Consider the following 11,678-nt stretch of genomic DNA (forward strand, 5'->3'; position numbering starts at 1 on the left):
CTTGCCGGATCGGGGTCCGGGTCGCGATCACTCGCGATGTCGGCGCGCTTTGGCGAACCCCCGGTCCGTCGCCATAAACCGCTCAAGCATCGGAACAATGAGCTTTTTGGGGTCGATGACGGGTTGGCCGGATTCACGGCCAAGCGCGTCCGCATAGGCACTGAGGTCGCGGTGAAGAGCGCCGGGGAGATCCAGGGTTATCTTCACCGGCTTGTCCTCGGCGATCGGGCCGAGCTTCAGTTTGGTCATTGCGCTGCTCCATAGGGTTCGAGCACCAGGTCGCGGGTGACGATCACGCGGACCGGGAATCCCGGCCGGATTGTCAGGGTGGGCGCGACCTGCAACTGGCGGCGGATGATCTGCTGGCCAGCGTCATTGATGGTGTCCTGGGCGCCGTCGCGAATGGCGCGGATCAGACGGTCCTCATCGTCGACGGCGATCTCGGCGCCCACGGCGAGAAGGGTCGACAACCCGGCGGCTTTCGCAAGGTCCCACCAATGGTAGTCGACGCCGTCCTCAAGGCCGGCATAACCTTGCGTGTCGGCGCCGGGCTGGCGTTCCAGGACGATAGAGCGCCCGTTCGGCAAGATCAGCCGGTTCCAGACCAAGAGCACGCGGCGCTGTCCGAAACCGACATCGTTGCTGTATTCGCCGATGATACGGGTGCCCTGGGGGACGAGCAGGATGCGGCCGGTGGGACTGTCATAGATGTGCTCGGTCACCTGCGCGGTGATCTGGCCGGGAAGGTCGGAGCGGATGCCGGTTATGAGGGCGGCGGATATCACCGCGCCGGCCTGAAGCACATAGGGCGATGCCGGGGCCATGACGCGATCTGGCGAGACCGTGCGCCGATCGACAGCAGCGTTCAGGAAAGCGCTCTGCCGCTCCTGGGCTGTTGGTGTTCCCATCTGACCCGGCAGGCCGAGGCCCGCCAGCGACGGACTGCTCATGGCTGGGGTTGCAGGCGGTGCGCCCGTTCCAGGTCCTGTTTGGAAGAACACCCGGCTCGTTCGGGCTGCTTCCTCCTCGGCGAGACGGCGTTGCTCCTCGGGATCGACCTGGGGTGTCGCCATTGCTGGCGGCACGACGGGCTGGCCGCGGTTCTGGGCGTCGAGGATCGGACCGCCGAGATCGCCTGGCAAAGGTGGGCCGAGGACCGGTCCGGTATAGTCGCGCGGCAGTCCCGCAAGACCATCGGCAGTGGTTCTGTTCTCCGTGGAATAGAGCTCCTCGTTGCCCGGCCCGCCTTGGCGCGTCTGCAACGCATAAATCAGCGCGCTGCCGATGCCGATGCTGGCGATGAGGCCGACACCAGCCAATACCTTGCGGGACAGCCGGGTGACGCGCGGAGGCTCAGCGCGCAGCCGCATGGTCGAGGTTGACGCGACAGTGGGACCGGCGGGCGCCAGGCCGTCATCGCGGTTATCTTCCTTGTTGCTCATGACGCTGGCCTCCCGTCGGTGCGGACAATCCTGACGGTTTGCTGGCGGTCGCCGCTGCCGAGTCTCAGCTCGGCCGCGCCGAAGAGGCGATCGACGATCAGGATGTGCTGGAAAATGCGGCTGTTGACGATTTGCGCTTCGCCATCGGAGCCAATGACGAACAGCGGCGGCATCTCGCCTTGGACGATGCCGCGCGGGAACTCCACATAGACCCGCCGCCCGTCATCATAGACCGACACGGGCCGCCAGGGCGGTGAATCACCGGTCAAGCCGTAGCGATAGTTGCGCGCCGAGGCGACGGGGATGACGGGGGTCGCCGGGACGCTCTGCCTCTGACCTGCGGGCGGCTGCGGGTAGGCCCAAGCGACGGCGGGCATATAGGGCGCTTCCCCGGAGCGCAGTTCGATCATGTAAACCCGCCGATCGGTCGTGATAACGAGGTTGGTCGTGATGTCAGTGCGACTTGGTTTGACGAGGATATGGACGCGACGGGTCGCGCCGCTGCCGCTTTCGGTATCGCCGATGATCCATCGTGCCGTGTCGCCAGCGGCGATGGGGCCGGCTCCGGTCAGGCTCTCCCCTGGCTCCAGCGCGATATTGGTGATTTGGCCGGGCGCGGCATAGACCTGATAGAGCGCGCCTTCGCTCCAGGGATAGATCTGGATCGAGTTGAAATAGCCTTCGCGGCGAGGCTGAACGCGGGCGGCCGAGTTGGCGTTCTGGACGCGCCCCTCCGGGGTGTTGGCGGCTGTCCCCCCTCTTGCCGGCGTCCATGCCGGAGGGACATGCAATGGCCTCGGCGGCGCGTCCGTGACGACTGCCGGCACGGCGGGCAGCGGCGGCACGTCCGAATCGTAACTGATTTGCGGCGGCCGATTGGTCGCGCAACCGGCAAGCACGGTCGCGGAAAGCAGAACGATCGCGAGGCCAGATCTGGAAAAACCCTGAAACGCGGATTTGCTCATCGGAGGGCGGCTCATTGGCTCATCTCCCGCGACCAGTTGATGGCATTGACGTAGATGCCCAGAGGATTGGCGCGGAGGCGTTCTGCGTCGCGCGGCGTCTGGATGACGATGGTCAGGATGGCGGTCCAGCGTTCCGTTCGGGCGAGCTGGCCGTTTTCATAGTGACGCTCTGTCCAGGCGACACGGAAGCTATCGGGGGAAGCCCGGATCACACTTGAGACTTCTACGGCGACTTGCTGGCGGCCGACCCGTGTGAACGGGTCGTTGGAGCGGGCGTAGTCGTTCAGCGCTGCGGCGCCGCGATCAGTGGTCCATTCATAAGCGCGAAGCCAGTTCTGGCGCACGATGATGGCGTCAGACGGAATCGCGCGGGTCTGTTCGATGAAGCGAGCAAGGTGGAAAGCGATCTGAGGGTCGTTGGGCCGATAGTCCGCGGAGGCTGGCGCGACGGTTTGCGCCTGGCCGAGATTATCGACCTGCACGACCCAAGGCACGACGGTCCCGCGAGCTGACTGCCAGACCAGGGCTGCGGCAAACCCCGCTGTGAGAATCAGGCTGCCGAACGCCATGTAGCGCCAGTTCTTCGCCTGCACGCGGGCCGAGCCGATGCGTTCGTCCCAGACCTGAGCAGCCTTCTGATAGGGCGTTTCAGGCTCGGGTGTCTTGCCATAGTGGGTTGCGGGTCGTTTGAAGAGGCTCATGAGCGATCACTTTCAGAAAGGTTGACGGAAGAGCCGCCGCCATGGCTGTCGCCGGAGCGCACGGCGTGACCGGCCGCTGAGACGCCGTGGCTGAGGGCCTGGCTGCGTTTCATGCGCTTCGCCCAGTCAGGGGCTCCATCTCGCGGGGGGCTGGCGGAAGCGGCGGCAGCGTCGGCGCCGCCGATGGTCCCCATGGTCGAGGACCCGCCGGTGGCTCCGAAACCGGCCTTCGCGCCGTCGGCGAAGCTGGACTTGACGCTTTCGCCAGCTTTCGTTGCGGCGCGCTTGAGCGGCGATGCGGCAGCCGAACCTGCTGCGCGTGCGACGCCTCCGAGGCCCGAGGCCACGCCCGACGCGCCAGTCTGACCAAGAGAACCGAGACTGTAGGCCGAAGATGCGGCGCCGGCAGCGGCAGCGCCACCACGCACGGCGGCGGCTCCACCGGATATGGCGGCGGCGCCGCCTTTGACGGCCAGACCCGCTGCACCACCTGCGGCCAGCGCCGCGCCGCCGACGGCAAGCCCCGTGCCCACAGCGGCGCCGGCGCCGAGCTGCGGACCGCCTGAGACGAGGCCGCTGGCGATGCCAGGACCGAAGATTCCCAGGCCGAGCAGCGAAAGCGCAGCGAGGACCACTGCCATGGCCTCGTCAATCGTAGGGGTCTCGCCGCCGAAGCCAGCGGTAAACTGGGAGAAGAGGGTCGATCCGATGCCGATGATGACGGCAAGCACCAGAACCTTGATGCCGGATGACACGACATTGCCCAGCACGCGTTCGGCCATGAAGGCGGTCTTGCCGAACAGCCCGAAGGGTATCAGCACAAAGCCCGCAAGCGTCGTCAGCTTGAACTCGATCAGCGTTACGAAGAGCTGCACGGCCAGGATGAAGAAGGCGAGAAGCACCAGAGCCCATGCGAACAGCAGGCAGGCGATCTGGATGAAGTTCTCGAAGAAGGCGATCCACCCCATCAGATCGGAAATGGATTCGAGCAATGGACGGGCGGCATCGAGGCCGGTCTGCGCCACCTTGCCGGGGCGCAAAAGATCCTGAACGGTGAAGCTGGTGCCCGAACCCTTCAGACCGAGGCCGGCGAAACTGTCGAAGACGATGTTCGCCAGATTGTTCCAGTTGCCGATGATGTAGGCGAAGACGCCGACGAAAAGTGTCTTCTTTACAAGGCGCGCGATGATGTCGTCGTCGGCTCCCCAGGACCAGAAGAGCGCGGCCAGCGTCACGTCGATGACGATGAGGGTTGTGGCGATGAAGGCGACCTCGCCGCCTAGCAGGCCGAAGCCGGAATCGATGTAGCGGGTGAAGGTGCCCAGGAATGTGTCGATGACGCCGGTGCCGCCCATGGATCACTGTCCTTGATTCTGAGATGGGGCTGTGGGCGCCGGCGCACGGCCGAGGAAGCGGTCGCGGGTTTCGGCCCAGACGCGCATGCAGTCCGCATCGCTTGCGGCGCTCTGACCAAGCTGCTGGCACCGGCGTTGAGCCTCGCGCAGGGGATCTCGAACGGGCTCTGCGAGACGCGCGGGCTCCTCTGCGGGAGCTCCCTCCTTCCGGGTCATCTCGATCGCCGTCGCAGTGATCGCGATGGCGACGAAGACGACCGCGCCGAGCCGGGCCAGCAGCTTGCCATCCATGCTTGCGCCCTCAGTTGCCGTTGTTGAACATCTGGGCGTTGCCGGGCTGATAGCCGGAGCCAGGCGTCAGGAACCGGCGGCGTTGTTCGCGCCCCTGTTCGGCTGCGGCAGCCCTTTCTGCTTCGGTCAGCGCCCCGGCACGTCCATCGGCCGCGAGCAATGCGACAAGATCGGAGAGCTGCTGCGACTGGAGAGCGAGAAGCTGGTTGCCGGCCTGGGTCGCCTGGAGCGCGCCTGTCGCCCCCTGGCTTTGGCCGACCAGCGTCGAAACTTCGGCGCGGTTCGTGTCGATGTTGCCGACCACGCCGGCCTGGACGCGCATTGCGTCCTGCAGTCCGCCCACGGTGTTCTGCCAGCGTGAGCGTGCATCGGCGACGAGCTGTTGATCCGTCGTCGACAGTGAGACATTGCCGTATTGTTGCTGAAAGGCCCGATCGATGCTCTGAACATCGAACGCGATGTTCTGAGCCTGGCTCAAAAGCTGTTGCGTGCGCTGAAAGCCCTGTTGAAGCTGCTGGAGCGAGGAATGCGGCAGGCTCGCGAGATTGCGCGCCTGATTGATGAGCATCTGCGCTTCATTCTGGAGCTGTGTGATCTGGTTGTTGATCTGCTCCAGCGTGCGCGCGGCAGTGAGCACGTTCTGCGCGTAATTGGACGGATCATAGACGATCCGTCCGAAGCCAAATTGAGCATGCGCCGGAGAGATGAAGATCGGCGACAGGGCGACGGGCATCGCCAGCATTGTCGCGGCCGTGAATAGTGCGCGCGAGCGGGAACGATGGATGGTCATGACGTAGTCTCCTTGGGGGCTGGGGGAACGAGATTGGCGAGATCGGGGATAAGGTCGGCGGCCCAGTCGACGCCGCGCAGGCGCAGCCATGCGGGGAGGAACCCGTCTGGCCCATGCTCGGCGAAGATCCTGGCGATAGCCGTCTGATCGGTTTTGGAAGAAGCCGCAGTGAGCGCGAGGCCCACTTCGGAGAGGCCCAGGTCGAACAAGCGATTGCCGCGTCGCGACTGGCAGTAGTAGTCCCGCTTCGGGGTGGCCCGCGCGAGGATCTCGATCTGCCGATCATTCAATCCGAAGCGACGATAGATTGCGGTGATCTGGGGCTCGATCGCCCGCTCGTTAGGCAGCAGCAGCCGCGTCGGGCAGCTTTCGATGATGGCCGGGGCGATCGCCGAGCCATCAATGTCGCTGAGCGATTGGGTGGCGAAGATGACCGATGCGTTCTTCTTGCGAAGGGTCTTCAGCCATTCGCGGAGCTGACCTGCGAAGCCTTCGTCATCGAGGGCGAGCCAGCCTTCGTCGATGATCAGCAGTGTGGGCGATCCGTCGAGGCGGTCGCCGATGCGGTGAAAGAGATAGGCGAGAACGGCGGGCGCTGAGCCTGTGCCGACAAGGCCCTCGATCTCGAACGCCTGCACCGCTGCATGCCCGAGATGCTCGTTCTCGGCATCAAGAAGCCGACCATAAGGCCCGCCGACGCAATAGGACCGCAAGGCTTGCTTGAGATCGATCGATTGCAGCAGCACGCACAGGCCGGTGATGGTCCGTTCTTGGACAGGGGCGGAGGCGAGCGACGTTAAGGCGGACCAGAGGTGTTCCTTCACCTCTGGCGTGATCTGGATGCCTTCGCGCATGAGGATGGCGATGAGCCAGTCAGCGGCCCAGGCGCGTTCGGGCACGTCATGGACGCGCGCGAGAGGCTGAAGTGATACGGAAGACTCGGCGCCGTCCGTCAGATCACCGCCAAGGTCGTGCCAATCGCCGCCCATAGCCAATGCCGCGGCCCGAATGGAGCCGCCGAAGTCGAAGGCGAAAACCTGAGAATTTTCGTAGCGGCGGAATTGGAGCGCCATCAGCGCCAGCAGCACGGACTTGCCCGCACCAGTCGGACCGACGACGAGCGTATGGCCGACATCTCCGACATGAAGGGAAAACCGGAACGGGGTGCTTCCTTCGGTCTTGCCGAACAGCAAGGGGGGCGACCCGAAGTGCTCGTCCCGTTCCGGCCCCGCCCACACCGCTGAAAGCGGGATCATGTGGGCGAGATTGAGCGTGGAAATCGGCGGCTGCCGAACATTGGCGTAGACATTGCCCGGCAGCGAGCCGAGCCATGCGTCTACGGCGTTGATGGTCTCGGGCATTGCGGTGAAGTCGCGGCCCTGGACCACCTTCTCGACCAAACGCAGCTTTTCGTCAGCGATCCGCGGGTCTTTGTCCCAGACGGTGATGGTCGCCGTGACATAAGCCTGGCCGGCATAGTCGGCCCCTAGTTCCTGAAGTGCGAGATCGGCGTCTGCGGCCTTATTGGCTGCGTCGGTGTCAACGAGGGCGGACGCCTCGTTGGTCATGACCTCTTTCAGGATTGCGGCGATGGATTTGCGCTTGGCGAACCATTGCCGCCGGATCTTTGTCAGCAGCTTGGTGGCGTCGGTCTTGTCGAGCAGGATTGCCCGTGTCGACCAGCGATAGGGGAATGCAAGACGGTTCAGCTCGTCCAGGATTCCGGGTGTCGTCGCAGTGGGAAAGCCGACGATAGTGAGGATGCGCAGATCGGAATGTCCCAGACGCGGCTCAAGCCCGCCGGTAAGCGGCTGATCGGCGAGCAGCGCATCCAGATAGATCGGCGTTTCGGGGACCCGCACCCGATGATGGTTGGTTGAAACGCAGGAATGCAGATAGGTCAGTGTCTCGGCGTCATCGAGCCAGCCGCATTCCGGCATAAAGCCATCGAGCAGCGACAGCACCCGGTCGGTGCGATCGATGAAGCCGCGCAGAACCTCATGCGGATCGACGCCGCTTCGGTCGCGTCCCTCATAGAGCCATGCTTCAGTCCGCGCCGCATCTTCGGCCGGCGGGAGATAGGTGAAGGTGAGGAAGTAGCCGGAAATGAAATGGGCGCCGGCTTCCTCGAAGTCCGCCTTGCGCTCGGCATCGACCAAGGCCGACGCCGGATCGGGAAAACGGCTCTCGGGATAGGTCGAGGATTCGTGCCGTTGCGCTTCAACGAAGATCGCCCAGCCAGAGCCGAGCCGACGGAAGGCGTTGTTGAGGCGTCCCGCGACTGCAACCAATTCGGCCGCAACGGCACTGTCGAGGTCGGGGCCGCGGAAGCGTGCGGTACGCTGGAACGAACCGTCCTTGTTGAGGACGGCGCCCTGGCCCACCAGAGCCGCCCAAGGCAGGAAATCCGCCAGGCGGCTGGAAGTGCGGCGATATTCAGCGAGGTTCATCATGAGCGCTGCTCCTTCAGACCGACAGGTGGCCGGGGATGCGCAGATGCCTCCGGCCGACCTCGACGAAGAGCGGGTCGCGCTTGGCGGCCCAGACGGCGGCGAAGTGGCCGACAACCCAGATGGCCAGGCCGACAAGCCAGAGGCGCAGACCGAGGCCAACGGCTCCGGCCAAAGTGCCGTTCATGATGGCGATGGAGCGCGGTGCGCCGCCGAGTAGGATGTGCTCGGTTAGCGCCCGGTGGACCTGCACGGTGAAGCCCGGCACCTCGTCGAGCTGTTCCAGCCTCCCCGCCATCACACGAGCGCCCCGCCGCCGAACGAGAAGAAGGAGAGAAAGAAGCTGGATGCGGCGAACGCGATCGACAGACCGAACACGATCTGAATCAGACGGCGGAACCCGCCGGACGAGTCGCCGAAGGCCAGTGTGAGGCCGGTGACGATGATGATGATGACCGCGACGATCTTGGCGACCGGGCCCTCGATCGATTGCAGGATCGATTGAAGCGGCGCTTCCCAGGGCATGGACGAACCGGAAGCGTGAGCGGCGGGGGCGAGGATCAGGGTCGCATAGGTGACGGCTGCTACTGCCGTGACATGGCGGCGGATGCGCCGGGCGTGACGGATCATGAGGGATCTCCTGTTGGGCTTGAGGCTGAGGTTGCGGGAGTGACGCGGTAGTCGCCGTCCGGGCCGAGGCCATCGACGCACGCGAGTTCGGCGAGCCGGCGTTGCGAGCCGCGACCAGCGAGAACAGCGACGAGGTCGATGGTCTCCGCGATCAGCGCTCTTGGGACGGTGACGACGGCTTCCTGGATGAGTTGCTCGAGGCGGCGCAGCGCACCGATCCCTGTGCCGGCATGGATGGTGCCGATGCCGCCCGGATGACCCGTTCCCCAGGCCTTGAGCAGGTCGAGAGCTTCGGAGCCGCGGACCTCTCCGATCGGAATGCGGTCTGGTCGCAATCGCAGCGAGGACCGCACCAGATCCGACAAGGTGGCGACACCGTCTTTGGTGCGCATGGCGACGAGGTTGGGTGCGGAGCATTGCAGCTCGCGCGTGTCCTCGATGATGACGACGCGATCCGTGGTCTTGGAGACCTCGGCGAGCAACGCATTGGTGAGTGTGGTCTTGCCGGTCGAGGTGCCGCCGGCGACAAGGATGTTGGCCCGGGCGGCGACCGCCTCGCGCAGAGCCTCGGCCTGGTCCGCCGACATGATTCCGGCGGCCACATAGTCGTCGAGCGTGAAGACTGCGACGGCAGGTTTGCGGATCGCGAAAGCCGGCGCCGCAACAACTGGGGGCAACAGGCCCTCAAACCGCTCCCCCGTCTCGGGCAGTTCGGCCGACACCCGCGGATTGCCGGGATGGACCTCGGCGCCGACATGGTGCGCGACGAGTCGCACGATCCGTTCGCCATCTGCGGGCGCTAGCTGCTCGCCTGTGTCAGACAGGCCTTCGGACAGCCGGTCGATCCAGAGCCGGCCGTCAGGATTGAGCATCACCTCGACGATCGACGGGTCTTCCAGAAAGCGGGCGATCGCCGGCCCAAGGGCCGTGCGCAGCATGCGCGCGCCGCGCGTAATCGCTTCTGTTTTCTGGTGAGATGCCGCCATGTCGTCCCCTTGCGGCCAGGGACCGTTCAGCCGGCCCTGGATCGGGGACGATTAAAAGAGCCCGAAATTGGGCCAGTTCAACAAGTCTTTGTCGTAGTAGGGCTGTGGCGTGCAAATACAGGAAAACGGCGGCGGAACCTGGTCAGCAACACAATCTGATGGCCGGCGGTCGAAGGCGAAATTTCAAAAAACCGGACAACTGCTCCGGTTTTGCTCGCCATGCCAAGCGGCCTGAGTATGATAAGCGAATCATGGCGTGTGCTGCGTGCGCCAGGGTCTCACCCTAATACGGAGAAAAGAACAACTCTGTCCCAGAGGATGCAGCCCTATGGCCTCAACTCAGCCCGTCAGCCCTAATCAGGGCCGAATCAATTCCACGCTCCGGCAATTCCTCGACAATGAAGCCTCTGGCGGCATCCTTCTCATGGCCGTTGCAGTGCTCGCCATCCTCACAGCAAATTCGCCTGTCGCCGGGAGCTACTTCTCGGCGCTACATGCCTATATCGGCCCATTGAGCGTCCAACACTGGATAAATGACGCGCTAATGGCCTTGTTCTTTCTGTTGGTCGGGCTTGAGATCAAGCGCGAGATGTTGGACGGGCAATTGTCGAGCTGGAGTCGTCGGTTGCTACCGGGGGCCGCCGCTGCTGGCGGCATGGCCGTTCCGGCAGTGATCTACATAGCATTTAATCTCGGCGATCCTGCCGCCCTGCGTGGATGGGCAATTCCGTCAGCGACCGACATCGCCTTTGCGCTCGGTGTCCTGTCTTTGCTCGGGCCAAAAGTGCCGGCGTCGTTGAAAATCTTCCTCGCAGCACTGGCGATCATTGATGATCTGGGCGCGGTCATCGTGATCGCATTATTCTATACGACCGATTTGAACTTCGTTGCTCTCGGTGGCGCGGCTCTGGTTATTAGCGCTCTGGTCGTCCTGAACAGGTCGGGTGTCATGCGCCTTTGGCTCTATCTGGTTCTCGGAGCTGTGCTTTGGGTTCTGGTGTTGCGCTCCGGCGTTCATGCCACACTGGCCGGAGTCATTCTGGCGTTGACCATTCCTATTCGCCTCACGCCCGGAACGCCGGAAGCATCGCCCTCAGTTTCGCCGTTGCATCAGCTCGAACATGCCCTCCAAAAGCCTGTCGCCTTCCTAATTGTTCCTATTTTTGGCTTTGCCAATGCTGGCGTTTCCTTTTCAGGCGTTACCCCTGCTGTCTTGATCGAGCCACTGACGCTCGGTGTGGCGGCCGGTCTCGTAGTCGGTAAGCTGGTCGGCGTGTTCGGCACCGTAGCCGCTCTGGTGCGGCTAGGACTTGCCGATCTTCCCGCCGCAGCAAGCTGGGGGCAGACACTCGGCGTTGCGCTGCTGTGCGGAATTGGCTTCACAATGAGCCTGTTTATTGGCCTGCTGGCGTTTGACGAACCTGCGATGCAGGATCGAGTCAAGTTCGGGATTTTAGCCGGATCCCTAATCGCAGGGCTGGCTGGTTATACCGTCCTTCGTGTAACAGACCGTCGGAAGGCGGCGTCGACGATAGTTTCGTAAAGGGAATATAGCCACCGTCGGGAGCGCCTCGAGTTTAGCGCTGTGATAGTTAGGGCTTGCAATCTGTCATGGCGCTCACCGATCCGGACGAAAAACTTCATCTGACGATGTTGGCGATCGCCCGTCATCAACATCGTCAGGTATTTCGCGCAGGAAGCTTTGGCCTTGCTGCAGGCGCCGCCCGACGGTTTCGATGAATCCTTCGTACCGTTCGCGGCCCTTGGCCTGTGCAGCGGCATGAGCATCGCCGGTCAGTGGCGGCGTGACGGACAGCCAGAAGCGAACGAACAGAGCAAGCGTCTCGGCTGTGATGCCGAGGTCGCGCTCGATCCGCTGGATCTGCCTCGTCATTCGGTCGAGACGACGGGTCAGCGCAGCCTCGCGTTTGTCCGCTCCATCAGGTGAGAGAAAGGAGGCGACGGCAGCCTCTACGATCGCCGAGCGCGAGATTTTCTTGCGGTCGGCAAGATCGGCGATCTGGCGCAGCATGTCGGGCGGGAAATACACATTCATCCGGTCGCGCAT

At 63.9% G+C, this 11,678-nt stretch carries 13 protein-coding genes; 1 reads left to right on the forward strand and 12 read right to left on the reverse strand.

The window, feature by feature from the left end:
* Nucleotides 1–27 precede the first annotated feature (27 nt).
* The 11 genes from DFR49_RS15635 to trbB form a co-directional block, all read right to left on the reverse strand.
* Complete coding sequence (locus tag DFR49_RS15635; RefSeq protein WP_114076019.1) at nt 28–249, reverse strand: DUF2274 domain-containing protein; 222 nt, start codon at nt 247–249, stop codon at nt 28–30.
* Nucleotides 246–1,370 (reverse strand): TraB/TrbI/VirB10 family type IV secretion system protein, encoded by a 1,125-nt coding sequence (locus tag DFR49_RS15640; protein ID WP_199286205.1) that lies wholly within the window; start codon nt 1,368–1,370, stop codon nt 246–248. Before DFR49_RS15640 ends, DFR49_RS15635 begins: the two co-directional genes overlap by 4 nt.
* Nucleotides 1,371–1,438: 68 nt before the next feature.
* Entirely contained in the window at nt 1,439–2,422 is a 984-nt protein-coding gene (trbG, locus tag DFR49_RS15645; protein WP_119036645.1) for a P-type conjugative transfer protein TrbG, read from the reverse strand.
* Nucleotides 2,419–3,108: a conjugal transfer protein TrbF gene (trbF, locus tag DFR49_RS15650; protein WP_010395139.1), complete on the reverse strand. Its 690-nt coding sequence runs from the start codon at nt 3,106–3,108 to the stop codon at nt 2,419–2,421. The genes trbG and trbF overlap by 4 nt, the downstream gene beginning before the upstream one ends.
* Nucleotides 3,105–4,463, reverse strand: coding sequence for a P-type conjugative transfer protein TrbL (gene trbL / locus DFR49_RS15655; RefSeq protein ID WP_114076022.1), 1,359 nt, complete (start codon nt 4,461–4,463; stop codon nt 3,105–3,107). Before trbL ends, trbF begins: the two co-directional genes overlap by 4 nt.
* A gap of 3 nt (nt 4,464–4,466) precedes the next feature.
* On the reverse strand, nt 4,467–4,754 hold the full coding sequence (gene trbK-alt, locus DFR49_RS15660) for a putative entry exclusion protein TrbK-alt (protein WP_119036646.1): 288 nt from the start codon (nt 4,752–4,754) through the stop codon (nt 4,467–4,469).
* A gap of 10 nt (nt 4,755–4,764) precedes the next feature.
* A complete protein-coding gene (gene trbJ, locus DFR49_RS15665; RefSeq protein WP_119036647.1) occupies nt 4,765–5,544 on the reverse strand; it encodes a P-type conjugative transfer protein TrbJ in 780 nt (259 codons plus the stop codon).
* Entirely contained in the window at nt 5,541–7,997 is a 2,457-nt protein-coding gene (gene trbE, locus DFR49_RS15670; protein WP_119036648.1) for a conjugal transfer protein TrbE, read from the reverse strand. The genes trbJ and trbE overlap by 4 nt, the downstream gene beginning before the upstream one ends.
* A 13-nt stretch (nt 7,998–8,010) precedes the next feature.
* Nucleotides 8,011–8,292, reverse strand: a complete 282-nt coding sequence (locus DFR49_RS15675) for a VirB3 family type IV secretion system protein (RefSeq protein WP_003170524.1) — start codon at nt 8,290–8,292, stop codon at nt 8,011–8,013.
* Nucleotides 8,292–8,624: a TrbC/VirB2 family type IV secretion system protein gene (locus DFR49_RS15680; protein ID WP_114076026.1), complete on the reverse strand. Its 333-nt coding sequence runs from the start codon at nt 8,622–8,624 to the stop codon at nt 8,292–8,294. The genes DFR49_RS15675 and DFR49_RS15680 overlap by 1 nt, the downstream gene beginning before the upstream one ends.
* Nucleotides 8,621–9,610, reverse strand: a complete 990-nt coding sequence (gene trbB / locus DFR49_RS15685) for a P-type conjugative transfer ATPase TrbB (protein ID WP_119036649.1) — start codon at nt 9,608–9,610, stop codon at nt 8,621–8,623. The genes DFR49_RS15680 and trbB overlap by 4 nt, the downstream gene beginning before the upstream one ends.
* Before the next feature lie 328 nt (nt 9,611–9,938).
* Here trbB and nhaA point away from each other — a divergent pair, with 328 nt between their 5' ends.
* Nucleotides 9,939–11,153, forward strand: a complete 1,215-nt coding sequence (gene nhaA / locus DFR49_RS15690) for a Na+/H+ antiporter NhaA (protein ID WP_119036650.1) — start codon at nt 9,939–9,941, stop codon at nt 11,151–11,153.
* Nucleotides 11,154–11,228: 75 nt separating this feature from the next.
* On the opposite strand, the gene DFR49_RS15695 is transcribed toward nhaA, so the two are convergent.
* Entirely contained in the window at nt 11,229–11,678 is a 450-nt protein-coding gene (locus DFR49_RS15695) for a CopG family transcriptional regulator (RefSeq protein ID WP_119036651.1), read from the reverse strand.

Source organism: Hephaestia caeni, assembly GCF_003550065.1.
Lineage (GTDB): Bacteria > Pseudomonadota > Alphaproteobacteria > Sphingomonadales > Sphingomonadaceae > Sphingomonas > Sphingomonas caeni_A.